General features: G+C 59.8%; 23 protein-coding genes. 8 read left to right on the top strand and 15 right to left on the bottom strand.

Annotated elements, in window-relative coordinates; translation table 11 throughout:
• Positions 1 to 5: 5 nt before the first annotated feature.
• From yidD to AB5Y76_RS14475, 6 genes are all read right to left on the bottom strand, one after another.
• The gene (gene yidD / locus AB5Y76_RS14500) at positions 6 to 254 is read right to left on the bottom strand and encodes a membrane protein insertion efficiency factor YidD (RefSeq protein WP_075116235.1); all 249 of its coding nucleotides are present in this window, start codon (positions 252 to 254) and stop codon (positions 6 to 8) included.
• Positions 221 to 580 (bottom strand): ribonuclease P protein component, encoded by a 360-nt coding sequence (rnpA, locus tag AB5Y76_RS14495; RefSeq protein WP_005342318.1) that lies wholly within the window; start codon positions 578 to 580, stop codon positions 221 to 223. Before rnpA ends, yidD begins: the two co-directional genes overlap by 34 nt.
• Entirely contained in the window at positions 580 to 714 is a 135-nt protein-coding gene (gene rpmH, locus AB5Y76_RS14490; RefSeq protein WP_005307156.1) for a 50S ribosomal protein L34, read from the bottom strand. The genes rnpA and rpmH overlap by 1 nt, the downstream gene beginning before the upstream one ends.
• Before the next feature lie 270 nt (positions 715 to 984).
• On the bottom strand, positions 985 to 1,719 hold the full coding sequence (locus AB5Y76_RS14485) for an amino acid ABC transporter ATP-binding protein (protein WP_263718278.1): 735 nt from the start codon (positions 1,717 to 1,719) through the stop codon (positions 985 to 987).
• 12 nt (positions 1,720 to 1,731) lie between these two features.
• Positions 1,732 to 2,400, bottom strand: coding sequence for an amino acid ABC transporter permease (locus AB5Y76_RS14480; RefSeq protein WP_019445518.1), 669 nt, complete (start codon positions 2,398 to 2,400; stop codon positions 1,732 to 1,734).
• Entirely contained in the window at positions 2,401 to 3,159 is a 759-nt protein-coding gene (locus tag AB5Y76_RS14475) for an amino acid ABC transporter substrate-binding protein (RefSeq protein WP_263718277.1), read from the bottom strand.
• A 311-nt stretch (positions 3,160 to 3,470) separates the two neighbouring features.
• On the opposite strand from AB5Y76_RS14475, the gene dnaA reads away from it, so the two are divergent.
• The 4 genes from dnaA (at position 3,471) to gyrB (ending at position 9,542) form a co-directional block, all read left to right on the top strand.
• Positions 3,471 to 4,841 (top strand): chromosomal replication initiator protein DnaA, encoded by a 1,371-nt coding sequence (gene dnaA / locus AB5Y76_RS14470; RefSeq protein ID WP_005339307.1) that lies wholly within the window; start codon positions 3,471 to 3,473, stop codon positions 4,839 to 4,841.
• Between the two features lie 83 nt (positions 4,842 to 4,924).
• Complete coding sequence (gene dnaN, locus AB5Y76_RS14465) at positions 4,925 to 6,028, top strand: DNA polymerase III subunit beta (RefSeq protein ID WP_005339306.1); 1,104 nt, start codon at positions 4,925 to 4,927, stop codon at positions 6,026 to 6,028.
• 2 nt (positions 6,029 to 6,030) lie between these two features.
• A complete protein-coding gene (recF, locus tag AB5Y76_RS14460) occupies positions 6,031 to 7,134 on the top strand; it encodes a DNA replication/repair protein RecF (RefSeq protein ID WP_005339305.1) in 1,104 nt (367 codons plus the stop codon).
• Complete coding sequence (gene gyrB / locus AB5Y76_RS14455) at positions 7,131 to 9,542, top strand: DNA topoisomerase (ATP-hydrolyzing) subunit B (RefSeq protein ID WP_005357188.1); 2,412 nt, start codon at positions 7,131 to 7,133, stop codon at positions 9,540 to 9,542. Before recF ends, gyrB begins: the two co-directional genes overlap by 4 nt.
• A 103-nt stretch (positions 9,543 to 9,645) precedes the next feature.
• Here the strand turns inward: gyrB and AB5Y76_RS14450 are convergent, their stop codons facing one another.
• Both AB5Y76_RS14450 and AB5Y76_RS14445 read right to left on the bottom strand, forming a co-directional pair.
• Positions 9,646 to 10,605, bottom strand: coding sequence for a helix-turn-helix domain-containing protein (locus tag AB5Y76_RS14450; protein WP_257691521.1), 960 nt, complete (start codon positions 10,603 to 10,605; stop codon positions 9,646 to 9,648).
• A gap of 91 nt (positions 10,606 to 10,696) precedes the next feature.
• Positions 10,697 to 11,467, bottom strand: coding sequence for an MBL fold metallo-hydrolase (locus AB5Y76_RS14445; protein WP_204419922.1), 771 nt, complete (start codon positions 11,465 to 11,467; stop codon positions 10,697 to 10,699).
• Between the two features lie 280 nt (positions 11,468 to 11,747).
• Here AB5Y76_RS14445 and AB5Y76_RS14440 point away from each other — a divergent pair, with 280 nt between their 5' ends.
• Both AB5Y76_RS14440 and AB5Y76_RS14435 read left to right on the top strand, forming a co-directional pair.
• Complete coding sequence (locus tag AB5Y76_RS14440) at positions 11,748 to 12,161, top strand: Hsp20 family protein (protein ID WP_005339298.1); 414 nt, start codon at positions 11,748 to 11,750, stop codon at positions 12,159 to 12,161.
• A gap of 92 nt (positions 12,162 to 12,253) precedes the next feature.
• Complete coding sequence (locus tag AB5Y76_RS14435; RefSeq protein ID WP_005357182.1) at positions 12,254 to 12,694, top strand: Hsp20 family protein; 441 nt, start codon at positions 12,254 to 12,256, stop codon at positions 12,692 to 12,694.
• 72 nt (positions 12,695 to 12,766) lie between these two features.
• Here the strand turns inward: AB5Y76_RS14435 and AB5Y76_RS14430 are convergent, their stop codons facing one another.
• Positions 12,767 to 14,017: a valine--pyruvate transaminase gene (locus AB5Y76_RS14430; protein ID WP_257691522.1), complete on the bottom strand. Its 1,251-nt coding sequence runs from the start codon at positions 14,015 to 14,017 to the stop codon at positions 12,767 to 12,769.
• A 293-nt stretch (positions 14,018 to 14,310) separates the two neighbouring features.
• On the opposite strand from AB5Y76_RS14430, the gene AB5Y76_RS14425 reads away from it, so the two are divergent.
• On the top strand, positions 14,311 to 14,544 hold the full coding sequence (locus AB5Y76_RS14425) for a hypothetical protein (protein ID WP_005342304.1): 234 nt from the start codon (positions 14,311 to 14,313) through the stop codon (positions 14,542 to 14,544).
• On the opposite strand, the gene AB5Y76_RS14420 is transcribed toward AB5Y76_RS14425, so the two are convergent.
• Positions 14,474 to 15,298: a helix-turn-helix domain-containing protein gene (locus tag AB5Y76_RS14420; RefSeq protein ID WP_263718276.1), complete on the bottom strand. Its 825-nt coding sequence runs from the start codon at positions 15,296 to 15,298 to the stop codon at positions 14,474 to 14,476. The genes AB5Y76_RS14425 and AB5Y76_RS14420 overlap by 71 nt on opposite strands.
• Before the next feature lie 92 nt (positions 15,299 to 15,390).
• Between AB5Y76_RS14420 and AB5Y76_RS14415 the strand changes: the two genes are divergently transcribed.
• Complete coding sequence (locus AB5Y76_RS14415) at positions 15,391 to 16,518, top strand: multidrug effflux MFS transporter (RefSeq protein WP_263718275.1); 1,128 nt, start codon at positions 15,391 to 15,393, stop codon at positions 16,516 to 16,518.
• Positions 16,519 to 16,522: 4 nt separating this feature from the next.
• Here AB5Y76_RS14415 and AB5Y76_RS14410 read toward each other — a convergent pair whose 3' ends face one another.
• The 5 genes from AB5Y76_RS14410 to kdpA form a co-directional block, all read right to left on the bottom strand.
• Positions 16,523 to 17,206, bottom strand: a complete 684-nt coding sequence (locus AB5Y76_RS14410) for a response regulator (protein WP_005357169.1) — start codon at positions 17,204 to 17,206, stop codon at positions 16,523 to 16,525.
• Positions 17,207 to 17,264: 58 nt separating this feature from the next.
• Positions 17,265 to 19,853, bottom strand: a complete 2,589-nt coding sequence (locus AB5Y76_RS14405; protein WP_263718274.1) for a sensor histidine kinase KdpD — start codon at positions 19,851 to 19,853, stop codon at positions 17,265 to 17,267.
• A 126-nt stretch (positions 19,854 to 19,979) separates the two neighbouring features.
• Positions 19,980 to 20,507 carry a potassium-transporting ATPase subunit C gene (locus tag AB5Y76_RS14400; RefSeq protein WP_216952526.1) on the bottom strand — a complete coding sequence of 176 codons (528 nt, stop codon included), beginning with the start codon at positions 20,505 to 20,507 and terminating at the stop codon, positions 19,980 to 19,982.
• A gap of 62 nt (positions 20,508 to 20,569) precedes the next feature.
• Complete coding sequence (gene kdpB / locus AB5Y76_RS14395) at positions 20,570 to 22,627, bottom strand: potassium-transporting ATPase subunit KdpB (RefSeq protein WP_263718273.1); 2,058 nt, start codon at positions 22,625 to 22,627, stop codon at positions 20,570 to 20,572.
• A 67-nt stretch (positions 22,628 to 22,694) separates the two neighbouring features.
• Positions 22,695 to 24,389: a potassium-transporting ATPase subunit KdpA gene (gene kdpA / locus AB5Y76_RS14390; protein WP_263718272.1), complete on the bottom strand. Its 1,695-nt coding sequence runs from the start codon at positions 24,387 to 24,389 to the stop codon at positions 22,695 to 22,697.
• Between the last annotated feature and the right edge of the window lie 348 nt (positions 24,390 to 24,737).

Below are 24,737 nucleotides of genomic sequence, written 5' to 3'. Positions count from 1 at the left end.
AGTTTTCAGTTTCTTCGCTTTGGTTGCGGAACCGGGTCATAACCACCCTCGGATAAGGGATGGCATTTTAATAGACGTTTGCTGGCTAACCAAACGCCTTTTATGAAACCGTGAAGTCGGATGGCTTCTATCGCAAATTGGGAACAAGTTGGGGTAAAACGGCAGCGCGGCCCGAGCAGAGGGCTAATGATTAGCTGATACAGGCGTATCAGTTTGATAGCTACCCATTGCAACGGCGTGACAGGGTGCGCCATAGCTTTTCCAGTAACTTGAACAGTTCCTCGTTATCCATCTCTTTCACACCGGCCTTGGCGATCACCACTATGTCGATAGCGGGCAGCTGATGTTGTTTGAGGCGGAAACTTTCCCGAACCACCCGTTTGACACGATTACGCCAAACGGCACGCTTGAGTGCTTTTTTGGGCACAGCGAGACCAAGACGAGGGTGTTCGAGCGAATTGGGAGAAGCGAGAAGGGTAATCTGCGGAGAGGCGGCCCGGACAGGCTCGGCGAAAACGCGTTTGAAGTGTTCGGGAGTTAACAGACGTAACTCCCGAGAGAAGGTGTGCTGGGTAGGCATTAGACTACCAGGCGGGCACGACCCTTGGCACGACGAGCGGCCAGAACTTTACGACCGTTGGCAGTTGCCATGCGGGCGCGGAAACCGTGAGAGCGCTTGCGCTTCAGGTTGGACGGTTGAAAAGTACGTTTCATGATTCGATTCCGTATTTCTGTACAGTTTTGATTGTCACACTTAGCCGACGCGCCAGCTATAGCGTGTGACGACTAGCAAAAGAGGCCGAATTCTAAACAGAGTTCGGCTTTTAGTCAATCCGCCGTTCCCTCTCATCCTGCCGTGGTCTTGAAAAGGCCACTGCCGAGCGTGAGGATCCAGAGGATCAAGGGCTCCGGATTATACTGGCAACCCGGGGTTAAACAAGGGATCCCTCAATAAAAAAGGCGGCCAGGCCGCCAAAGAGAGAGCTATTTAAGGACTTTCCGCAAGAACTCCCGGGTACGGGGATCCTTGGGATCGACAAATATCTGATCCGGCGGGCCCTGCTCGACGATCCGCCCCCCTTCCATGAAGATCACCCGATCGGCAACATCACGAGCAAATTCAATCTCATGGGTCACCACCACCATGGTCTGGTGCTGGCGGGCCAACTCTTTCATTAGTCCCAAAACCTCGTCGACCCACTCGGGATCGAGGGCCGAGGTGGGCTCGTCAAACAGGATCACCTTGGAGTGGGCCGCCATGGCGCGGCCAATGCCGACCCGTTGCTGCTGGCCGCCGGAGAGGGAGGCCGGATAGGCATCCTGCTTGTCGGCGAGGCCAATGTCCTTGAGGATGCCGAGCGCTGTGGCGCGGGCCTCCGCTTTTGGCTGCTTCCAGACGGTGATCAGCCCTTCGGCGATGTTGTCGAGCGCTGTTTTGTTGGCAAACAGGGCGTAGTTCTGGAACACGAAGGAGGCCCGCTTGCGCAGCTCGATCGCCTGCTGTTCACTGGCCTTGGCCAGATTGAGCTCGAGATCGTCGATTGCCAGGGTGCCCGCATCCGGGGTCTCCAACAGGTTCAGGCAGCGCAACAGAGTCGACTTGCCGGTGCCGGAGGGGCCGATGATGACGACAATTTCCCCCTTTTTGACCTCCAGATCGATACCGTTGAGCACCTGATTGCCGTGATATGCCTTGGAGAGGCCGGTTAGCTTGATCATGAGAGCCCTCCTTTAATAGGCACGGTTGAGACGGACTTCCAGCAGATGCTGCAAGCGGGTAAAGAAGATCACCACTACCCAGTAGATCAGCGCCACCGCCATAAAGCTCTCGAAGAACTTGAAGGAGGAGGAGGCTTCCATCTGCGCCTTGCCCATGATCTCGGCCACTCCCAGGGTGAAGGCCAGCGAGGTGCTCTTGATCATGTCGATGAAGTAGTTCATCAGCGACGGGGTGGCGATGCGGGCCGCCTGCGGCAGGATGATCCGCTGCATCGCCTGATAACGGCTCATGCCGATACTGAGCGCCGCTTCCATCTGGCTTTTGTGAATGCCGAGGATGGCTGCGCGGATCGACTCGGCCATGTAGGCGGCGAAGTGCAGGGTCAGACCGACGATGGCGGCGGTAAAGGCATCCATCCCCACGAAGATCGGGAACAGTTGCGGCAGTCCGTAGTAGAGCAGGAACAGCTGAACGAGTAGCGGTGTACCCCGAAAGAACGAGATATAGAGCATCGCCAGCCAGTGAATCGCGGGGACGCGAAACACCCGTACTATCGCCAGGGCCAGCGAGAGTACGAGTGCCAGCACGAATCCCCACAGGGCCATTTCCATCGTGGTGCCCAGATATTTGAGCAGGATGGGAAACAGCCCCAGCGTGTATTCGAGGTCAAATTCCATCATTTATTTGTCGGTGATGTCGGAAGCGAACCATTTCTCGGAGATCTGGCGAAGGGAGCCATCCTTGCGCATGGCGGTCAGGGCCTCGTCGACCTTCTTCAGCAGCGCCTGTTTCTCCGGGGTCTTCAGGAAGGGCAGGGCGTTCTCGATAGTCTCGAACGGTGCGCCAGCCTGTTGCAGCGGCAGCTTGGACTCCTTGATCAGCTGGGCGGTGGAGACGCGGTCCATCACGAAGGCATCGATGCGACCCAGGGCGACATCCTGCTCGAAGGCGGAGTCATAGGTGCGGATGTCGATCTTCTTGTTCGGGTCGTTCTTGCGCAGCAGCTCTTCGAAGTTGGAACCCAGGTTCACGGCCACCTTCTTGCCTTCCAGATCCTTGATACCGTGGATGGTGCTGTTGCCCTTGCGTATTACGATCTGGGCGCCGTCATAGACGTAAGGCTGGGAGAAGTCGTACTTAGCCTTGCGCTCGTCGGTGATGGTGATCTGGTTGGAGATGGTGTCGATGCGGCCGGTTTCCAGCATGCCGAACAGGCCGGAGAAGCTGGCGGTCACGAATTCGACCTTGTAGCCGGTGCGCTCGCCGATCTGGTTCCACATATCCACTTCAAAGCCCTGCAGCTTGTCCTGCTTGACGAAAGTGAACGGGAAATATTTGCCGGACATGCCGACCTTGATGGTCTCCTGGGCGATGGCCTGACCGGACAGGGTGGCGAGCAGGATGGCTGCGCCGGAAATCAGTTTGATGGATGTTTTCATGGTGTTTCTCTCTCTCAATGTCTTGTATTTGTAGTTGTAATAACTGGTTTGGCCCTGATGTTATTGGAATAACATTTAAAAAATAAATGACATTTGGTTATATGAAATAACAAGAGAGAAGCACGGGATCGACCAATCCGGACGGTGGATCAAGCTGTGGGTAACTTTGGGGATGAAATCCGATCCAAAGGCGCTGGATCCTTGAAAGTCAAGGATCTTATTTGCTGGATCCACCGGGCGATGGCTGGAGATCCGGCGGCTAAAAACGTAGAATAGCCGGTCTTTAGTTAATCAATCGACAGGAGTTTAGAGTGACTGCTTCGCTATGGCAGCAGTGCCTTAACCGGCTGCAAGATGAGTTGCCCTCGGCAGAATTCAGCATGTGGATCCGGCCGCTTCAAGCGGAGTTGAGTGACAATACTCTGACCCTGTATGCACCGAATCGCTTTGTTCTGGACTGGGTACGAGACAAGTATCTCATCCGGGTTAACGGCATCATCAACGAACTCTGCGGGGTCGACGGCCCCGCCCTGCGTTTTGATATAGGCAATCGTCCCCATCCTGTTGCTGTCGCCAGAGCGCCGGTACAGGGTGCCGCGCCTGTGAATAACTTGCAGAAGAGCTGGGAAAGCAAGGCTGAAGCCAAGCCCGAGCCGAACCACAAGAGCAACACCAACGTGAACTATACCTTCGAGAATTTCGTTGAGGGTAAGTCCAACCAGTTGGCGCGTGCGGCTGCCCGTCAGGTAGCGGACAATCCGGGTGGTGCTTACAACCCGCTGTTCCTCTATGGTGGCACCGGCCTGGGTAAAACCCACCTGTTGCACGCCGTTGGCAATGCCATCAAGGAGAGTAAAAAAGATGCCAAAGTCATCTATATGCACTCCGAGCGGTTTGTTCAGGACATGGTGAAAGCGCTGCAAAACAACGCCATTGAAGAGTTCAAGCGTTACTACCGCAGCGTCGATGCCCTGCTCATCGATGACATCCAGTTCTTCGCCAACAAGGAGCGCTCCCAGGAGGAGTTCTTCCATACCTTCAATGCCTTGCTAGAAGGTAACCAGCAGATCATCCTGACCTCGGATCGCTATCCGAAGGAGATCAACGGTGTCGAGGATCGCCTCAAGTCCCGCTTCGGCTGGGGCCTGACCGTGGCGATCGAGCCGCCGGAGCTGGAGACCCGTGTCGCGATCCTGATGCGCAAGGCAGACGAGAACCAGATCCATCTGCCGGACGAAGTGGCCTTCTTCATTGCCAAACGTCTGCGATCCAACGTCCGTGAATTGGAAGGTGCCCTCAACCGGGTGATCGCCAACGCCAACTTCACCGGCCGTGCCATCAACATCGATTTCGTGCGCGAAGCGCTGCGCGACCTGTTGGCACTGCAAGAGAAGCTGGTCACCATCGACAATATCCAGAAGACGGTGGCGGAGTACTACAAGATCAAGCTGGCGGATCTGCTCTCCAAGCGTCGTTCCCGCTCCGTTGCCCGTCCGCGCCAGCTGGCGATGGCACTGGCCAAGGAGCTGACCAACCACAGTTTGCCGGAGATAGGTGATGCCTTTGGTGGCCGTGACCACACTACCGTTCTTCATGCCTGCCGCAAGATCGAGCAGCTGAAGGAGGAGAGTCACGACATCAAGGAGGACTATTCCAACCTGATCCGTACCCTTTCTTCCTGATAACGGAATCGAGTGGACAGATGCAGCGCGAATATTCCAACCTGATCCGAATCTTTTCCTCCTAATCACAACGGAGAGCACAGATGCAGCTCGAAATTAGCCGTGAGGCCCTGTTACGTCCTCTGCAACTGGTGTCCGGCGCCCTCGGCGGCCGACCGACCCTGCCGATCCTCGGCAACGTGCTGCTTGATGTCAGCAACGGTCTGCTGTCACTGACCGGTACCGATCTCGAAGTAGAGATGATCGGTCAGGTCTATCTGAACGGGGCCAGCGAAGATGGCCGCACCACAGTACCGGCGCGCAAGCTGCTGGATATCTGCCGTGGTCTGCCGGAAGGCGCCGAGATCCGTCTCAATACCGAAGGCGAGCGCCTGATCATCCGGTCCGGTCGCTCCCGCTTCAACCTCTCGACCCTGCCGGCGACCGAGTATCCGAACATCGAGGATTGGGAATCCGTGCTCGAGTTCGATATCAGCCAGCTGGAGCTGAAGAAGCTGATCGATGCGACCCAGTTCTCCATGGCCAGCCAGGACGTGCGTTACTACCTGAACGGCATGCTGTTCGAGAGCGAAGGTCACGGTCTGCGCACCGTGGCGACCGACGGTCACCGTCTGGCCACCTGCCGCCGCGAGGTAGTAGGGGAATCGCTGCCCGATCATCAGGTTATCCTGCCGCGCAAAGGGGTACTGGAGCTGGTACGTCTGCTGGAAGCGGAAGACAAGCCGGTACGTCTGCAGATCGGTCGCAGCAACCTGCGTGCTGCGCTGGACGGCTTCATCTTCACCTCCAAGCTGGTGGATGGCCGCTTCCCGGATTGGCGCCGCGTCATTCCGCGCAACAGCGACAAGGCGCTCATCGCCGGCCGTGAGGATCTGCGTCAGGCGTTTGCCCGCGCCGCCATCCTCTCCAACGAGAAATTCCGTGGGGTGCGTCTCAATCTGCAGGAAAACCTGCTGCGCATCACCGCCAACAACCCGGAACAGGAAGAAGCCGAAGAGCTGCTTGACGTACAATATGCCGCTGGCGAGATGGAGATCGGCTTTAACGTCTCTTATGTGCTCGACGTGCTGAATACGTTAAAATGTGACCAAATTCGGATTAGCCTGAGCGATTCCATCAGCAGTGCCATTATTGAGGATTTTGAACATCAGGATGCTCAGTACGTGGTGATGCCGATGCGGATCTAGTCGTGTCTCTGGTCAAACTCCAGCTCAGCGACTTTCGCAATATCCAGCAAGCCAGTCTCAAGCTGTCGCCCGGCCTCAACATTCTGGTCGGGTGCAATGGCAGCGGCAAGACCAGCGTGCTGGAAGCCATTCACTACCTTGGTCTGGGGCGCTCCTTTCGCACTCATTTGACCGGGCGGGTCATCCGCCAGGGGGAGAGGGCCTTTACCCTGTTTGCCCAGTGCGAGCTGGAGGGGCGTCAGGTACCGATCGGTCTTGCCAAAGACAAGAGTGGCGAGACCCAGCTCAAGATTGCCGGGGCGCAGGCCCAGCGGCTTGCCGATTTGGCGGAGCTGTTGCCGGTGCAGTTGATCCATCCCGATGGCTTCAACCTGCTGACGGGCGGGCCTCAGGCTCGCCGGGCCTGGCTCGATTGGGGCGTTTTTCATCAGGAGCCGACCTTCTTTGCTCTCTGGGGACGAGTGCGGCGGCTGCTGAAACAGCGCAATGCGCTGTTGCGCCAGAGCACCCAGTACCGCCAGCTGGCGTTCTGGGATCAGGAATTGGTGCGGCTGGGTGGTGAGCTGGCAGAGTTTCGCGCCAGTTATTGTCAGGCCATTACTCCCCTGATCAAGGAGATGACGGCGGATTTTCTGCCGGAATTCGATATCAGTCTCGGCTTTTACCGGGGCTGGGAGAAAGATACTCCCCTCGGCGATCTGCTGGAGGCGGGGTTTGAGCGGGATCGGGCGCTGGGCTATACCGGTGTCGGTCCACAGAAAGCCGATGTGCGCCTCAAGGCGAACGGGGTGCCCGCTCAGGATATTTTGTCCCGGGGTCAGCTGAAGTTGCTGGTCTGCGCTATGCGACTGGCCCAAGGGCTCTATTTGAATCAACATAGCAGCCGTGGCTGTATTTTTTTAATTGACGATTTTGCCTCTGAACTGGATGTCGACAAGCGCCGCTTGCTGGCCGCAAGGCTGAAGCAGTGTGCGTCCCAGGTGTTTATCACCGCCATCGACACCGGTCAGCTCGCAGACATGATGGATGCGAATGACTGTAAGTTGTTCCACGTGGAACAGGGTAAAATCTCCGAAACGTTAGAGAAGGCAGAGAGTAAGCTATGAGTGAAAATACTTACGACTCCTCGAATATCAAGGTGCTGAAGGGCCTGGATGCGGTCCGCAAGCGCCCGGGGATGTATATCGGCGATACGGATGATGGCTCGGGTCTGCACCACATGGTGTTCGAGGTCGTCGATAACTCCATTGACGAGGCGCTCGCTGGCTACTGCTCCGATATTCTGGTCAAGATCCATTCCGACGGTTCTGTCTCTGTGCGTGACAATGGCCGGGGTATCCCGGTAGACATGCACGAGGAGGAGGGCCGCTCCGCCGCAGAGGTCATCATGACCGTGCTGCACGCTGGCGGTAAGTTTGATGACAACTCCTACAAGGTATCCGGCGGCCTGCACGGCGTGGGTGTCTCGGTGGTTAACGCCCTCTCTGACAAGCTGTTGCTGACTATTCGTCGTAACGGTCACGTCTACGAGCAGACCTATCATCTGGGTGAGCCACAGGCGCCGCTCAAGCAGATTGGCGACAGCACCGGCACCGGTACCGAAGTTCGCTTCTGGCCGAGCCCGGCCATTTTCAGCGATACCCTGTTCCATTACGAGATCCTGGCCAAGCGCCTGCGCGAGCTCTCCTTCCTCAACTCCGGTGTCTCCATCCGTCTGCAAGACGAGCGTGATGGCCGCGAGGCGCATTTTTGCTACGAGGGTGGCATCAAGGCATTCGTTGAATACCTGAACCAGAACAAGACCCCGATCCACCCGAAGGTGTTCCATTTCACCACCGAGCAGGATGGTATCGGCGTTGAAGTGGCGATGCAGTGGAACGACGCCTATCAGGAAGGGGTCTACTGCTTCACTAACAACATCCCGCAGCGGGATGGTGGTACTCACCTCGTTGGTTTCCGTACTGCGCTGACCCGTACTCTGAACTCCTATATGGACAAAGAGGACTACAGCAAGAAGGCCAAGTCTGCCGCCAGTGGCGACGACGTGCGTGAAGGTCTGATTGCCGTTATCTCCGTCAAGGTGCCGGATCCCAAGTTCTCCTCCCAGACCAAAGACAAGCTGGTCTCTTCCGAAGTGAAGACCGCCGTTGAACAGGCGATGGGTGAGAAGCTGGCCGACTTCCTGCTGGAAAACCCGGGCGATGCCAAGATCGTGGTCAACAAGATCATCGATGCGGCCCGTGCCCGCGAAGCGGCCCGCAAAGCCCGCGAACTGACCCGCCGCAAAGGCGCGCTGGATATCGCCGGTCTGCCCGGCAAGCTGGCTGACTGTCAGGAAAAAGACCCGGCTCTTTCCGAACTCTACATAGTGGAAGGGGACTCTGCTGGCGGTTCCGCCAAGCAGGGTCGCAACCGTAAAAACCAGGCCATCCTGCCGCTCAAGGGTAAAATCCTGAACGTAGAGAAGGCCCGTTTCGACAAGATGATCTCCTCGCAAGAGGTGGGCACCCTGATCACCGCACTGGGTTGCGGTATCGGTCGCGACGAGTACAACCCGGACAAGCTGCGTTATCACAACATCATCATCATGACCGATGCGGACGTCGATGGTGCGCACATCCGAACCCTGCTGCTGACCTTCTTCTATCGTCAGATGCCGGAAATCATCGAACGTGGCTACGTCTACATCGCCCAGCCGCCGCTCTACAAAGTGAAGAAGGGCAAGCAGGAGCAGTATCTGAAAGACGAAGACGCGCTGCTGCAGTACCAGACCGCCATGGCGCTGGATGGTGCCACTCTGCACGTTAACGAGTCTGCCCCGGCTATCGGTGGCGAGGCACTGGAGCGCCTGGTCAACCAGCACCGCTCGGTGACTCACCTGATCACCCGCATGTCTCGTCGTGCGCCCGAAGCCGTGCTGACCCAGCTGATCTATCAGCCGGAGTTGAACGAAGCGCTGCTGAACAGCGAGAGCGATCTGCTGGCCTGGTGTCAGGGTATGGAAGCCGTGCTCAACGAGAGCAACCACGGTATCCAGTACCAGATCCAGGTTCGTCGTGACGAAGAGCGCAGCCTGTACGTGCCGCACGCCGTGGTACGTCAGCACGGTGTCGACCGCGAATATCCGCTCAGCTACGACTTCCTGCAGTCCGGTGAGTACCGTCAGCTGGTTTCGCTGGGCAAGGAGATCGCCAACCTGATCGAGGAAGGTGGTTTCATCAAGCGTGGTGAGAAGGTCAAGCCGGTTGCCAACTTCGTGGAAGCCGTCGAGTGGCTGATGGGTGAAGGCAAACGCGGCATCTACATCCAGCGCTATAAAGGGCTGGGCGAGATGAACCCGGACCAGCTGTGGGAAACCACCATGGATCCGGAAGCCCGCCGCATGCTGCGCGTCACCATCGACGACGCCGTCGGTGCTGATCAGCTCTTCTCCACCCTGATGGGTGACGCTGTAGAGCCGCGTCGTGACTTTATCGAGACCAACGCCCTGCGCGTAGCCAACCTCGACGTCTAATCGACGCTGTCAGCTCGATATAAAAAAGCCGCTCCCTGTGAGCGGCTTTTTGTTTTTGGGCGGAGTAGGTGGCACGTTCCACGTGAAACATAGTGCTTTGGTATCAGGGGTTTTGGCCGCGAAAAGATCGGCGCCACTCGCTGGGGGAGATGGCAAAGCGGGCACGAAAGTGATTGCGCAGGGAGGTGGCACTCTTGAAGCCGACCAGCTCGGCAATGCGATCGATGGAATGGCCGCTTACCTCCAGCAGCTCCTGACTGCGCCTGAGCCGCTCCGCCAGCAGCCATTCACCCACCGAGAGGCCAGTTGCCTGATGAAAACGGCGGGTAAAGGTGCGCCGACTCATCAAGGTGTGAGCTGCCAGAGAGTCCAGGGTGTGAGGCTCGGCCAGATGGGTACGCAGGTGATCGAGCAACTGGTTCATCCGGACATCGCGGGTGGAGGCGGGCACCGGCTGTTCGATAAACTGGGCTTGGCCCCCTTCCCGGTGAGGCGGGATCACCAGCCGCCGCGCCACCTTGTTGGCGATGGCCGAGCCGTGGTACTGGCGCACCAGATAGAGGCAGCAGTCCAGCCCGGCGGCAGTGCCTGCCGAGGTGACCAACCCCTCGTCATCCACATAGAGGGCGTTGGTATCGAGCTGCACGCAGGGAAAGCGGTGGCAGAAATCCTGCTCGTACTCCCAGTGGGTCGATGCCTTGCGACCATTGAGCAGCCCGGCGTAGGCGAGCACATAGGTGCCGAGGCAGAGCCCGACCAGCCGGGCACCTCTGGCTCTGGCGGCAATCAGGGCATCGAGCAGCGCTGTGGGTGGCCGTGCTGCCGGGTCGTGCCAGAAGGGGATGACGATGATCTCCGCCTCGGCCAGCACCTCCAGCCCATGGGGAGCCTGAATGGTGAAGCCTTGCGCCGAGTGTGAATGAGGGTTGCCATCGCCGCAGCAGATCTTGAGCTCGAACAGCGGTTGGCCCGGCAGAATATCGCCGAAGATGAGGCAGGGGACAGCGCAGTGAAAAGGGCTGAAGTGATCGAAGGTCACCACGGCAACGATCGGGGTGGTCATGGTGTTGGCTCCTCTCTGCGCGCAGACCCCTCATCATAAGCGTTCGGCAGTGAAAGCCGAAGGGCCATCTCTGGCATGGCCCTCCTGCGGGTCACAGCGATATCGCTTCGCCATCTTCTGGCACCCGTACCCGATCCGTCATGCCCCGTTTCGCCAGATAATCGCGCAGCTCCTGGCGTGACAGCACTGCGTGATTGACCGCCTCCATATGGCTGGCGATCAGCGTGGCTTGCGGTGCGGCCTGATATACGGCGGCGACATCCTCCTTGCCCATGATGATGGAACCGAGTCCGGGCACCTGGGCATCGCCGCAGTTGAGGATGATGACCTCGGGCTGATGCTGTTGCAGGGATTGCTCGACCCGGGGATGCCAGATGGTATCACCGGCCAGATAGAGGCACTGTTCATCGGGGTGGGAGAAGACCACGCCGCATACCTCTCCCATGCGCTCGCCCAGTACCGCCATCAACTGGTCGCTGCCGTGCTGGCCACCGGTCTGCTGCAGGCGAATGCCGGCAAACTCGGGCTGGTCGCTCAGCAGGCGCACATCCTCAAAGCCACTGGCACGAATGGCATCGGCATCTTTCTGATGTTGTACCAAGAGCGGCAGATGTTTGGGGATCAGGGCTCTGGCGGCATCATCCCAGTGGTCGGGATGATCGTGGGTGACGATCACGGCGTCCACATCGACTAGCGCATCGATCGGTAGCGGCAGCTCGACCAGCGGATTGCGCAGCTGGCTGTTGGCGGTGCCCTCAAAGCCGTGGAAGGCCCCTTTGGCCGAGAGCATGGGGTCGATCAGAAAGCGGGTGCCGGCATAGTCGAGCAGCAGGGTGGCGTTGCGAACCTGGGTAATCTTCATGGGATGGCTCCATGTTGGCTGGTGGATATGCAACCAATTATGGGAGACGGAGCGAGTTGCCATCAGTGGCCCACGGGTCGATTATCATCACTATCGGGCCAACAGGTTGATGTTCTACAGGTCGGCGCGGCCATTTAAAAAATTTGAAAAAATCCCCTTGAAAGCAAAAAGTGAGCCCCTATATAGGTAACAAGGCCGGAACGCTCGACAGAGGTTTCGACCAGGCGCCCGTCCATAAGGAGGGCAAACAATCCGTTATCGCTCACAAGAGGGTAATACTATGCGTTCTATCGACTTTTCTCCGCTCTATCGTTCTGCCATCGGTTTCGATCGTCTGGCCAATCTCATCGAATCTGCGGCCAGCAATGGCAATGCCGGTTATCCCCCCTACAACATCGAGCAGCTGGGTGACAACGACTACCGCATCAGCATGGCGGTGGCGGGCTTTACCCAGGAAGAGCTGGAGCTGAGCTTCCAGGAAAATCTGTTGACGGTGAAGGGCAACAAGCAGGCCGACACCGGGCGCAACTATCTCTATCAGGGGATCGCCGAACGTGGTTTCGAGCGCCGCTTCCAGCTGGCCGACTATGTGCGGGTGAAAGGGGCCGACCTGAAAAACGGCTTGCTGCACATCGAGCTTGTGCGTGAAGTGCCCGAGGCGATGAAGCCGCGCAAGATAGAGATCAACGGCTGATAGCCTGAATTTACTGAAATTTTAAAATTTCCCGGGTGCCGATGACGGGCCTGTGGAGAGTTGAACCTGTTGCTTATTAGAAGGATAGGATTATGCGTAACCTCGATTTTTCTCATCTCTATTCCAACGCCGTCGGCTTCGAGCGGATGGCCCGTGAGCTGGAAGGTCTGTTCGATCAGAAGACCGCTGCTTACCCCCCGTACAACATTGAAAAGCGCGATCAGGATGGCTATCGCATCACGGTCGCCGTAGCTGGCTTCGAGCGCGAAGAGCTGGAGCTGGAGACCGAAAACGGCACCCTCAAGGTGAAGGGGCGCAAAGGGGCTGCGGCCGGTGAGCGTCAGTTCCTCCATCAGGGAATTGCCGAGCGTGACTTCGAGCTCGCCTTCAAGCTGAGCCAGCACGTGGAAGTGCAGGGCGCCAAGCTGGAGCATGGTCTGTTGACCATCGATCTGGCTCGCGAGCTGCCGGAGGCGCTCAAGCCCAGAGCCATCCCCATCGGCAAACCAGAGCAGCTGGCGCTGCCCGGCTAAGCAAACCGGATCGCGATAAACAATAAAGGCCTGCATCTGCAGGCCTTTCTGTTTTTGTATCGCCGGATTGAATTAACCAGCGTAGAGGGCGTTGATCTCGTCGGCCAGAATGGCGATACCGCGGCGCACCAGCTCCTCGCTCTGGGAGTAGTTGAGGCGAATGCACTCCTGGCTGTGGCGCCACTCGGGGTCATCGATACCGGGGAAGAAGTAGTGACCCGGCACGATCAGCAGATTCTTCGCCTTCAGTCGCTCGTACAGCTCCTGACAGTGGAGCGGCAAGCCTTCAAACCAGAGCCAGAGGAAGAGGGCGCCTTCCGGCTTGTGGATATGGAAGCGCGGGTCGGGGATCGCTTCGCGCAGCAGCTGCACCGCCAGCTCCGCCTTCTGCTGATAGAAGGGCTTCACCACCTGTTCGCTGAGGGCAATGATATCGCCGCTCTCGATCATCGGGATGGTGATGGCAGGCCCCAGACTGCCCGGTGCCAGATTGATGATGCCGCTGAGGTTGGTGATGGCCTGGATGATCTTCTCGTCGGCAATGACGATGCCGCAGCGGGTGCCTGGCAGGCCGAGCTTGGAGAGGCTCATGCAGAGGATGGTGTTGGCATTCCAGAACGGCTTGGCTTCGCTGAAGATGATGCCCGGGAAGGGAACGCCGTAGGCGTTGTCGATCAGCAGCGGAATCCCCTTGTCGCGGGCGATCTGATCGAGATGTTCGATCTCTTCATCGGTCAGCACATTGCCGGTGGGGTTGGTTGGGCGGGAGACGCAGATCACCCCGATGTCGTCCCCTACCTGCAGGCTCTCGAAATCCACGTGGTATTTGAACTGGCCATCGGGCAGCTTCTCGATGGTGGGCTTGTAGGCCACGAAGTAATCGTCGGCCAGCGCCGAGTCGGCATAGCCGATGTATTCGGGGGCGAGCGGGAACAGCACCTTCTTCTTGCGGCCATCGGTAAATTCACCGGCCAGCAGGTTAAACAGGTAGAAGAAGGCATTCTGGCTGCCGTTGGTCAGGGCAATATTGCGGGCCGAGATATCCCATCCCAGCTCCTTGCTGAGCAGGGCGGCCAGCGCTTTGGTGAACCTGTCTTTGCCTTGCGGGCCATCGTAGTTGGCCATCGCTTTGACCAGCTCGCCGTTGTCGAGCAGGCTCTTGGCCTCGGCCTGAAAGCGTTCCAGCATGGCGGGGATGGGGGCCGGATTGCCGCCACCCAGCATGATGGCGTCCGGATTGGTCAGCCCCTGATTGAGGTCATCCATGAGTTGGGTAATGCCGGCGTGGCGAGTGAACTTCTCGCCGAACAAGGAAAATTCCATTCAGTGACAGATCCAGGTTTGAGTTACGGGGATGTAGCACCATAGCTCAGTTTAAAAGCGGGTGTCGATCAAAAAGATGGGACGTTCCACGTGGAACATGGTGCAAAAATCAAGCGTGGTTAAAAGCACCAACTGTTGGTTTAAAAATGACCGCGCGGGATGCATTTTGCGACTCAATTTGGTATCGAGATATAGTTAATTTAAACAAAATCATCATGTTATGAATTGCGTGAGGATTGGCACAACTATTGGAATAGCTATCTGGTCATCTCAACCATACCGGAGCAAACCAGATGAAAAGCCTGATCGCTACCCTGATTGTGAGTGCCCTGAGCCTGAACGTGATGGCCAACGAAAACCCGCGGCCCGAGCTGGAGAGTGCCCAGCTGGAGCAGGATGTGCAGAGCGAGTTGCAACAGGCATCCCATGCTGTAGTGCAGGATGCGTTGCACAATCTCAAACCGCTGGCGCTGGATACCCTGGTGGTGGAGGCGAGTCAGGCTGTGGCGACTCACCCCGAGAGTTGAGGTAGCGCAGGGGGGTCTGTCCCGTATGTTGTTTGAAGAAGCTGATGAAGGCGCTGTCGCTGGAGAACTCCAGCGCAGCGGCAATCCGGCTGATGGGTTCGCTTTCGGCCAGCAGCTCCATGGCGCGCAACAGCCGCCACTGCTGACGCCACGCCTGATAGCTCATGCCGGTCTCCCGCATGAAGATGCGGCCAATGGTCTTGTCACTGGCACCCACCCGTTCGGCCAGCCGGTTGAGCCGATCGGGCAGGGCATCTCCCCGTTTCAACTGCTGTAGCCAGTCACCCAGTCTGGGATCGGTCGGTAGCGGCAACTGCCACGACTCCCGTGGCGCCTGCCCCAACTCCTCCATAAACAGTGCCACCGTCCGTTGCTGCTGCTCTTGCGGTTTGTCCCACGGCCAGAGCGCCATCCGCTCGATCAGTTCGTGCAGCAGCGGATTGACCGCCAGCACCTCCACCGTGCCGGGCAACTCGGGGTGCGGCTGGAAGTAGAGTGAGCGGTAGGCCACCACACCACGCATCAATACCCGGTGGGCAGTGCCCGCAGGTAGCCAGGCGGCACGGGTGGGCGGCAGCAGGCAGACCCGACCTTCCAGCTCCATGGTCATGCAGCCGGATTGGGCGAACAGCAGCTGATGGCGTTGATGTTGATGCAGGCCCGAGTCGTGCCAACCGAGGGCGGAGGCGATGCCGATCACGCTGCCCGTCAGCTGGTCGGGGTCAAAAGGGTGATCGGGAAGAATAAAGGCCATATGTCCTATTTTTGATGTTTATAGTCCTGCTTATTGTAATCAGACAATCTGAATCTCTCTAGAATGGCGACCTCTTGTGAAGGAGGTTTGTCATGAACAACAAGTTGCCACCGCTCTGGCTGGTGGTGGGGTTGATGATGTTTCCCCAAATTGTGGAGACCATCTACAGCCCGGTCCTGACCCACATCGCCACCCAGTTTCGGGTGAGCGAAGGGCAGGCATCCCAGACTCTGTCGGTCTATTTTCTGGCGTTTGCGGTGGGCGTGGTCTGCTGGGGACGGCTCTGCGATCTGATTGGGCGGCGTCCCGCCATGCTGGCCGGTCTGCTCACCTATGGTGTAGGCACCCTGCTGGCGCTGCTGGCCAATCAGTTTGAAACCCTGCTGCTGGCCCGGATTATCTCGGCCTTTGGCGCTGCGGTGGGCTCCGTGGTGACCCAGACCATGCTGCGTGACAGCTATCAGGGCAGCGATCTGGCGCGGGTCTTCTCGGTGATGGGAATTGCGCTCTCCCTGAGCCCAGTGCTGGGGCTGCTCAGTGGTGGCCAGCTGGCGAGCGGGTTCGGCTATCTCGGAGTGTTCAGCGGTCTGCTGGTCCTGGCGGTAGGTTTGCTGCTGGTGACCTGCTGGCAGCTGCCGGAAACCCGTCCGGCCACCAGCCAGCGAGTCGCACTCTGGCCGCTGGCGTGCCGGATGATGAAGGATGGCGGACTCTGGCGCAGTGCCATGTTGGTCGCCCTGTTCAACACCATGCTGTTTGGCTACTACAGTCTGGCCCCGTTCCTGTTTGCCGGATTGGGATTGAGCACCGGCGAGTTTGGCTACTCGGGGATCTTGCTGGCACTGGCGACCCTGCTCGGCAGCCTGCTCAACAAGCATCTGCTGGGGAGAGGGTGGCTGCCGTCCTCTCTGGTCAGACTGGCTTGCGCTCTGGCGCTGGTCGCCGGGCTGCTGGTCTGCGCGACTCAGGCCAGCCTCTGGTTCCTGTTGCCCATGATGGGTGTAGTCATCGCTTTTGGGCTGGCGATTCCCAATGTGCTGAGTCAGGCGCTGCTGGCCTATCGCGAAGTTGCAGGCAGTGCTGGCGCCCTGTTCGGGCTTGGCTACTACCTGCTGCTCAGTCTGGGGTTGGCGGTGGCGGCCGGATTGCAGGATCTCGGCCTGTTGCTGAGTGGCTGCGGTCTGCTGGCGCTGATTTGCAGTGGGCGTCGTTCCACGTGAAACATCAGTTGCCGATAAAGCGGTAGCCGATACCTGATTCGGTCTCGATAAGCGTCGGTTGCTGGGGGTTATCCCCCAGCTTTTTGCGCAGGCTGGCGATGACGATGCGCAGGTAGTGGGTGTCCTCCTTGTGGCTCGGCCCCCAGATGTCATTGAGCAGCTGGGTCTGCATCACCAGCTTGCCGGGGTGGCACACCAGCGCCTGCAACAGGGCGAACTCCTTGCGGGAGAGGGGGATCTCTTCGTCTTTCATGGTCACCTTGTGGCTGCTGACATCCAGCGTCAGGCCGCATTGGGGGAAGTGGCGCCGCTCGCCGCTGCTGACACCAGCCCGCTGGCGCAACAGCACGCGAATGCGGGCCATCATCTCGCCGATGCCAAACGGCTTGCTCATGTAGTCGTTGGCACCGGCATCCAGCAGCCGCACCTTCTCCTGCTCCGAATCGCGGGCCGACAGCACCAGCACAGGATTGGGGTGATGCTCACGAATGGCCTGCAATACCTGAATACCATCGCCATCCGGCAGACCGAGATCGAGGATCACCAGATCGGGGTTGAGGTGGCGATACTGCTCCAGCCCTTCATTGACCCCCACCGCCTCACTCACCTGATGGCCCTCGGCAATCAGGCTGATCCGCAGAAAGCGACGGATCGCCGCTTCATCATCTATGACCAGAATGTGCGCCATCGAACCTCCAGAGGCGAATGGTGGGAGGGGCTGAGTGACCTGAGCTGGCGGTCAGCCATCAGACCTCCGGTGAATTGAGAGCGAGCGGCAGGGAGATGCGCATGCAGGTTCCGTTGCCATTGGGACCGGAGAAGGCCCAAATCTTGCCGCCGTGGGCCTCTATCATAGCGCGGGAAATGGCGAGGCCAAGCCCGGTGCCACGGCTGCCGCAATCGCCCACCGGCTGGGTGTAGAAGAGATTGAAGATCTTCTCCCGATCCGACTCGGCGATACCGACCCCGATATCGATGATGTCGATGATGAGGTCGGGTTCGGCCACCATCACCTTGAACTCGATGGGGGTGCCAGCCGGCGAGTAGCGGGAGGCGTTGTCGAGAATGTTGACCAGCACCTGCTCGATCAGGGCGCCATGAACATAGAGCTGGGGCACATGCTGATCGAAATGGACCAGCAGCTTGTGCTGGCGCCAGGAGGAGTCGAGCCGCTTGCGGGCGCTCTCCACCAGATCTGCCAGATCGACCCAGTCCCGTTTCAACTGGAAGTCGGGGGAGCCGATACGAGTCATATCCAACAGATTCTGCACATAGCTGTGCAGGCGGCGAGCCTCCTCCTGCACCGAGTGGAGCAGTTCGTCGCGGTCTTCGGCGGGGATCCGGTCACCATATTCCAACAGAGTGCTGCCTGCCCCCATGATGGTCGCCAAGGGGGTCTTCAAATCGTGGGAGACCGAGGAGAGCAGGGCTGCGCGCATCCGGTCGGTCTCCGCCTGCAACTGGCTGTCGGCCAGCCGCTCGTTGAGGTCGATCCGCGCCAGTGCGGCGCGAATATCGGTGAGCAGCGCCTGCAGCTGGTGCTCGGCAGAGGAGGAGAGCGGATTGGCCAGCGTTATGCCGATCACCAGATCATCGCTGAGGTGGTGATACTGGGCCTCGGCGGCATTGAGGGTGGCGGTGTGGGCCCCGGCGCTCTGCTTCTGGGCCAGACACCAGTCGATAGCCGCCTTGTCGGTCTGGCCGGGCCTGTGCTTCTCGTTGCCGAGCCTGTCGTTGAACTCCTTGTCGATCACCACGGTCGGCTGGCCGAGCGCCAGTGAAATGGCCTGGGCACCTTGTCTGAGCACCTCCTCCGGGCTGCTGGCGGTGGCCAGCCCCTGACTGAGGGAGAGCAGGGCATTGCCCAGCTGCTGGGTCTCGCGCAGACCGATCAGCTGTTGCCGCTGGCGGGAGGCGAGCCGCCCCGCCGTCATGCCGACGATAAGCAGCACAAACAGGGTGAGCAGATCGCTGTGGTTGGCGACGCTCAGGGAGAAGTAGGGGGCGGTGAACAGCAGATTGTGGGCGATAAAGCCCAGCACCGCCGCCAGTGTGGCGGGCACCAGACTGGTGGTGAGGGCGGTCGCCAGCACCCCCAGCACGAAGATGAGCGGCAACGCTGCTGGCGGCAGCCAGTAGGAGAGCCCCCAGGCGGCGGCCGAGGTGATCCCCATGATGGTCACCGCCAGCAGGCTGTGGTGAATATCCTTCGGGGTCGGGATGCGCACCCCCACTTCGGGCTTTTGCTTTTCGGTATCGACCAGCGTGATTTCGAGCCCCTGCGCCTGTTTGAGCAGGTGCTGCACCAGCGAGCGGCGCCATGGCGCCTTGTGAGGTTTGCCGAGCAGCAGCTGGGAGACCTGCTGCTGTTCGGCGGTCTCCAGCAGGGTGTTGGCGACCGCCGGACTGGAGAGGGTCAGCACCTTGGCACCGAGGTGGGAGGCGAGCGCCAGCGCCTGCTCCACATCAGCAGAGCGGCGGCCATTGCTGTCGACATGCACCACCAGCCATGGAAGCTGGCGGCGCTGGGCAAAGCGGTGGCCGTAGCGCACCAGCGCCGGGCCGTGCAGGTCGCCGAGGCAAACCATCAGCTTGCCCCGCAGCGGCAAGGTACTCTTGCCCGCAGCCTGCCACTGCAGTTGCAAATCGCCCTCCACATGGCTGGCGGCGGTCTGCATCGCCAGCTCCCGCAATGCGGTGAGGTTGTTGAGGGAGAAGAAAGATTGCAGTGCCGCCTTGGCCTGATGGGGCACATAGACCTTGCCCTCCTTGAGGCGGCCGAGCAGCTCCTTGGGGGGCAGGTCGATCAGCACCAGACTGTCGGCTTCCAGCAGCACCTGATCTGGCAGAGTCTCTTTTACCCTGACCCCGGTCAGCTGCCACACCAGATCGTTGAGACTCTCCAGATGCTGCACGTTGAGGGTGGTGTAGACGTCGATCCCGGCGTTGAGCAGCTCCTCTACATCCTGCCAACGCTTCTCGTGGCGGCTGCCGGGGGCGTTGCTGTGTGCCAGTTCGTCCACCACGGCGATGGCCGGTTTGCGGGCGAGCAGGCCGTCGAGATCCATCTCCTCCAGTCGCTGCTGGCGGTGCATGTGGATCTTGCGCGGCATGATAGCGAGCTTGTCGAGCAGGGCCAGCGTCTCCTGCCGGCCGTGGGTCTCCACCACGCCGATCAGGATGTCTACCCCCTCTTTGGCCTGCTCCCGCACCGCCTGCAGCATGGCGTAGGTCTTGCCCACGCCGGGAGCGGCGCCGAGAAACACCTTCAGCTTGCCCTTGTGCTCCTGTTCCAGGCTCGCCAGCAGGGCGTCGGCCCTTACCTCATCACGCATCCCCATGCTCCTGCATCAGAATCGTCAGCAGGGCATCAGCGCTTGCTACATCAGCCATTGTTATCCCTATCGAGCCAACCGCCCGTTTCGAAAATCGAGGTCATCACCAAACCGGAATGGGCGCCATCAGGCGCCCTTTATATGATCCAGTTGCAGATTCAGCTGGAGAATGTTGACCACCTGCGGGCCAAGGATACCAGCTTGTGTGGCCGACTTGACCTGCTCCGTTAGTTGGGCGGGATCCAGTCCACGTTCTTTGGCGACGCGGTCGACCTGAGCCAGCACCGCATCCAGCGGCAGGTGGGGATCGAGGCCGGAGGCGGAGCGGGTCAGCATGGCGGGGGAGCGGGTTCCCGGCTGTGCCTTGGCTGCCTGTTCGGCAAACTCTGCCCGCAGCGGTGAGCTCATCCCCAGATTGCTGGCGCTGCCGCCAATGGTGTTGAAATCGCTGGCGGAGGGACGGGGATGGAAGTAGTCAGCCCGCTCGAATTTCTGCCCCAGCAGGGCGCTACCGATCAGCTGCTGCTTGCTATCGGTGAGCTGGCTGCCGTTGGCCTGCCAGGGGAACAGCAGTTGGGCCAGTCCGGTGACCGCCAGCGGGTAGGCGACCCCCAGCAGCAGGGTCAGGGTCAACAGGGTTCTGATTGCTATCATGATTCTCTTGCTCCAAATGGATGGCTGGGGATGCGGATCTGACCCGCATCCCGGTTATGTCGTTACACCAGACCCAAGCCGGTGATGACCAGGTCGATCAGTTTGATGCCGATAAACGGCACCAGCAGGCCGCCGACACCGTAGATCAGCAGGTTGCGGCGCAGCAGGCTGGCGGCCGAGCCTTTCAGGTCGACACCGCGCAGTGCCAGCGGCACCAGCGCCACAATGATCAGGGCGTTGAATATGATGGCCGACAGGATGGCGCTCTGCGGGCTGCCCAGCTGCATCAGGTTCAGTGCCCCCAGTTGCGGGTAGGCGGCGATGAACAGGGCTGGCAGGATGGCAAAGTACTTGGCCACGTCGTTGGCGATGGAGAAGGTGGTCAGGGCGCCACGGGTCACCAGCAGCTGTTTGCCGACCAGCACCACATCCAGCAGCTTGGTGGGGTTGGAGTCGAGATCCACCAGGTTGCCCGCCTCCTTGGCGGCCTGGGTACCCTCGTTCATGGCCAGCCCCACGTCAGCCTGCGCCAGTGCGGGCGCATCGTTGGCGCCGTCACCGCACATGGCGACCAGACGGCCATCGGCCTGCTCCTGCCGGATATAGGCGAGCTTCTTCTCCGGCGTCGCTTCGGCGATGAAGTCATCCACCCCGGCTTCGGCGGCGATGGCGGCGGCGGTTTTCGGGTTGTCGCCGGTGATCATCACGGTGCGGATCCCCATATGGCGCAGGATCTGGAAGCGAGCCTTGATACCGGGCTTGATGATGTCTTTGAGGTAGACCACCCCCAGCAGTTTCTCCTGAGTGCATACCAGCAGCGGGGTGCCACCCTGACGGGCGATGCTGTCGACTGACTTGAGCACCAGCTCAGGCACCGCCTTGCGGTCGAGGCTCAGGTAGTTCAACACGGCATCCACCGCACCCTTGCGATATTGATGACCGTTGCGATCCAGTCCGCTCAGCCGGGTCTCGGCGCTGAAGGGGATCACCTTGTCGCTCTCCAGCTGGCTCGGCTTGGCCATGCTCTTGCTGGCCAGAGTCAGGATGGATTTGCCCTCCGGGGTGTTGTCACCCAGCGAGGCCAGCATGGCCGCTTGTGCCAGCAGGGCAGGGTCGACGCCGGGGGCCGGGATCAGCTCATCCGCCATCCGGTTACCGAAGGTGATGGTGCCGGTCTTGTCCAGCAGCAGGGTGCGCACGTCACCAGCCGCTTCCACGGCACGGCCAGACTTGGCGATGACGTTCAGCTTCACCAGTCGATCCATACCGGCAATGCCGATGGCGGAGAGCAGGCCACCGATGGTGGTCGGGATCAGGGTGATGAAGAGGGCGATCAGGTAGAGACGCGGGACCTGGGTGCCGTTGTAGTCGAGGAACCAGGGCAGGGTGGCGACCACCAGCAGGAAGATCAGGGTCAAGCCCACCAGCAGGGCGTCCAGCGCCATCTCGTTGGGGGTCTTCTGGCGCTTGGCCCCTTCCACCAGTGCGATCATCCGATCCAACGTACTTTCGCCCGGATTGTTGCTGACGCGCACCCAGATCTCGTCGGAGACGACCGTAGTGTTGCCGGTCACGCCGCTGCGGTCGGTACCCGACTCGCGGATGACGGGGGCGGATTCGCCAGTGATGGCGGCTTCGTTGACCGAGGCGATGCCGGCGATTACTTCACCGTCGGCCGGCATCATCTCGCCGCTGCGTACCAGCACCAGGTCCCCCTTCATCAGGCTGGTGGCGGGTACCCACTCGCCCTGACCATCTTTGGCATTCGCCACCCGACGGGCCTTGAGCTGGCTCATGCCCGCCTTCAGGCTGTCGGCGCGAGCCTTGCCGCGCCCCTCGGCCAGGGTTTCCGCGAAGTTGGCAAACCAGAGGGTGAGCCAGAGCCAGGCGGTCAGCTGCCAGGCCAGCGAGGGGGCGACGCCGGAGAAAGGCTGCCCCAGCAGGGACTCCACGGTCGCCATGACTGCGGCCAGCCAGAGGGTGAACAGGATGGGGCTGCCAAACAGCGCCTTGGGATTGAAGCGATAAAGGGCCTCAACCATTGCCTGGATGATCTGTGATTTCTGTTTTTTGCCCTTCACCAACATGGTGTCGGTGCTCATTGCAGTGGACTTGCTCATTGGAAAGCTCCCAGCATCAGATAGTTGGCCATTGGCATCCGGATGGTGATCGACAGGGTCAGGTTCATCAGAGTGCCCCTCCGATCAGGCTCAGATGTTCGGCCACCGGACCCAGTGCCAGCACCGGCAGGAAGGAGAGGCCACCTATCAGCAGGACGGTGATGATCAGCAGGGTAACGAACAGCGGGCCGCTGATGGGGAAGTCCCCTTCGCTCGTCTCCTGACGGGGCGCACGGGCCAGCTGACCGGCGATGGCCAGTACTGGAATGATGTAGCCGAAGCGACCGAGCAGCATGGCCAGACCGATGGCGATGCACTGCCAGTTGTCACCAGCGGCAAAACCGGCGAAGGCGGAGCCGTTGTTGCCGGCAGCCGAGGCGTAGGCATAAATGAGGCGTGACAGACCGTGCGGGCCATCATGGCCGATGATGCTGCTGGAATCCGGCATCAGCAGGGTGACACCACCGATCACCAAAACCCCCACCGGCATGACCAGCATGCTGGCAACCACCCACTTCATCTCGGTGATGCCGAGGCGTTTGCCCAGATAGGTCGGGGTACGTCCCACCATCAGGCCGCACAGGAACACGGTCAGCAGCACGAACAGCATCATGCCGTAGATACCGGAGCCGACCCCGCCGAAGATGACCTCACCCAGCAGCATGTTGATCATGCCCACCATGCCGCCGAGCGGAGTAAAGCTGTCGTGCATGGCGTTGACGGCTCCGTTGGAGGCGGCAGTAGTCGCCACTTCCCAGATGCTGGAGAGCACAGGGCCGAAGCGGCTCTCCTTGCCTTCCCAGTTGCCAGTCATGTTGCTGGCGTCAGTAGTGAGCTGGGCGAGGGCGGGATCCGGTTTCAGCTCCTGGGAGAGGGAGACGAAGAGCCCCAGCACCAGCATGAGGGTCATTGCGCCGAGAATGGCGCGACTGTGGGCCATGTCCTTCACATAGCGGCCCAGAGTAAAGACCATGGCTGCGGCGATGGTGAGCAGGGCGACCATCTCCAGCCAGTTGGAGAGGGCGGTCGGGTTCTCGAACGGGTGGGCGGAGTTGATGCCGAAGAAGCCGCCGCCGTTGGAGCCCAGTTGCTTGATGGCGATCTGCGAGGCCGCCGGGCCGAGAGGCAGCAGCTGCTCCTGACCCTCCACACCGTGGAACGGCAGATAGGCGGAGAGGCTTTGCGGCACCCCTTGCCATACCAGCACCAGCGCCATGATCAGCGCGATGGGCAGCAGTACATAGAGGCAGAAACGCACCAGATCCTGCCAGAAATTGCCAAGGTTGATGGTCTGCTGACGGGCGATACCGCGGAACAGGGCAATGGCGACGGCGGCGCCCGTCCCTGCGGAGACGAAGTTCTGGGTGGTCAGGCCCACCATCTGGCTGAAGTAGGAGAGGCTGGCCTCACCGGAATAGGCTTGCCAGTTGGTGTTGGTCATAAAGCTGACCGCGGTGTTGAATGCCAGTTGCCAACTCAGACCCGGCAGTTGTTGCGGATTGAGGGGCAGCAACCCCTGCGCCATCAGGATCAGGAACAGCAGACCGAAACCGGCGCCGTTGAAGGCCAGCAGGCTGAGGGCGTAGGACTTCCAGTCCTGCTCCCGTCCATCGGTGCCACAGCAAGCCAGCGTGGCGCGCTCGACCGGTGCCAGCCAGTGGATTTTGCCTTCAAATACCCGGTAGATGTAGTTGCCCAGCAGCGGTGCCGGCAGCAGAACCAGCAGCACGAAGGCCACCGGATAGATTATTTCTTGCCACATGTTCTAGTTCCTCACTCGTGGTCACGGTGCGTCAGGGCACGCATTGGATTGCTCACGAGGCTCGGCAGTTTGCTGGCCACCGGGTAGATAATTTCTTGCTGCATATAGGTAGTCCCTCACTCGTGAGCGCGCGTGAGTGCGCGCATCAGATAGGCCATCAAGGCGAGGACGAGCAGCAGATATAGCCAATTCATATCGACTCCATTGAGATAATTAGCTGCGAGAGCCGATGTAAGACCATATCGACTCTGTTGGTGTCATTGACGCTGAAAAGGGTATGTAAAACAGGCGTAAAGGCGCCATAAAGCGCCATGTGGCAGGCGTAAAATCGGCGTAAAGAACGACGGA

It is taken from the genome of Aeromonas sp. R1-2, from assembly GCF_040908505.1.
GTDB classification, from domain to species: Bacteria; Pseudomonadota; Gammaproteobacteria; order Enterobacterales; family Aeromonadaceae; genus Aeromonas; species Aeromonas veronii.
Note: the sequence above shows the minus strand (reverse complement) of the source record. Positions and strands in the feature narration are given on the sequence as shown.

What these genes read in the sequence shown, in the direction of transcription:
- AB5Y76_RS14435 (WP_005357182.1), top strand. Translation starts at nt 12,254, where the DNA reads ATGCGTAACCTCGATTTTTCTCATCTCTATTCCAACGCCGTCGGCTTC.
- yidD (WP_075116235.1), bottom strand. Translation starts at nt 254, where the DNA reads ATGGCGCACCCTGTCACGCCGTTGCAATGGGTAGCTATCAAACTGATA.
- AB5Y76_RS14445 (WP_204419922.1), bottom strand. Translation starts at nt 11,467, where the DNA reads ATGAAGATTACCCAGGTTCGCAACGCCACCCTGCTGCTCGACTATGCC.
- AB5Y76_RS14415 (WP_263718275.1), top strand. Translation starts at nt 15,391, where the DNA reads ATGAACAACAAGTTGCCACCGCTCTGGCTGGTGGTGGGGTTGATGATG.
- dnaN (WP_005339306.1), top strand. Translation starts at nt 4,925, where the DNA reads ATGCAGCTCGAAATTAGCCGTGAGGCCCTGTTACGTCCTCTGCAACTG.
- rpmH (WP_005307156.1), bottom strand. Translation starts at nt 714, where the DNA reads ATGAAACGTACTTTTCAACCGTCCAACCTGAAGCGCAAGCGCTCTCAC.
- gyrB (WP_005357188.1), top strand. Translation starts at nt 7,131, where the DNA reads ATGAGTGAAAATACTTACGACTCCTCGAATATCAAGGTGCTGAAGGGC.
- kdpB (WP_263718273.1), bottom strand. Translation starts at nt 22,627, where the DNA reads ATGAGCAAGTCCACTGCAATGAGCACCGACACCATGTTGGTGAAGGGC.
- kdpA (WP_263718272.1), bottom strand. Translation starts at nt 24,389, where the DNA reads ATGTGGCAAGAAATAATCTATCCGGTGGCCTTCGTGCTGCTGGTTCTG.
- AB5Y76_RS14485 (WP_263718278.1), bottom strand. Translation starts at nt 1,719, where the DNA reads ATGATCAAGCTAACCGGCCTCTCCAAGGCATATCACGGCAATCAGGTG.
- AB5Y76_RS14420 (WP_263718276.1), bottom strand. Translation starts at nt 15,298, where the DNA reads ATGGCCTTTATTCTTCCCGATCACCCTTTTGACCCCGACCAGCTGACG.
- AB5Y76_RS14475 (WP_263718277.1), bottom strand. Translation starts at nt 3,159, where the DNA reads ATGAAAACATCCATCAAACTGATTTCCGGCGCAGCCATCCTGCTCGCC.
- AB5Y76_RS14410 (WP_005357169.1), bottom strand. Translation starts at nt 17,206, where the DNA reads ATGGCGCACATTCTGGTCATAGATGATGAAGCGGCGATCCGTCGCTTT.
- AB5Y76_RS14430 (WP_257691522.1), bottom strand. Translation starts at nt 14,017, where the DNA reads ATGGAATTTTCCTTGTTCGGCGAGAAGTTCACTCGCCACGCCGGCATT.
- AB5Y76_RS14400 (WP_216952526.1), bottom strand. Translation starts at nt 20,507, where the DNA reads ATGATAGCAATCAGAACCCTGTTGACCCTGACCCTGCTGCTGGGGGTC.
- AB5Y76_RS14440 (WP_005339298.1), top strand. Translation starts at nt 11,748, where the DNA reads ATGCGTTCTATCGACTTTTCTCCGCTCTATCGTTCTGCCATCGGTTTC.
- AB5Y76_RS14425 (WP_005342304.1), top strand. Translation starts at nt 14,311, where the DNA reads ATGAAAAGCCTGATCGCTACCCTGATTGTGAGTGCCCTGAGCCTGAAC.
- AB5Y76_RS14480 (WP_019445518.1), bottom strand. Translation starts at nt 2,400, where the DNA reads ATGATGGAATTTGACCTCGAATACACGCTGGGGCTGTTTCCCATCCTG.
- rnpA (WP_005342318.1), bottom strand. Translation starts at nt 580, where the DNA reads ATGCCTACCCAGCACACCTTCTCTCGGGAGTTACGTCTGTTAACTCCC.
- AB5Y76_RS14450 (WP_257691521.1), bottom strand. Translation starts at nt 10,605, where the DNA reads ATGACCACCCCGATCGTTGCCGTGGTGACCTTCGATCACTTCAGCCCT.
- AB5Y76_RS14405 (WP_263718274.1), bottom strand. Translation starts at nt 19,853, where the DNA reads ATGCGTGATGAGGTAAGGGCCGACGCCCTGCTGGCGAGCCTGGAACAG.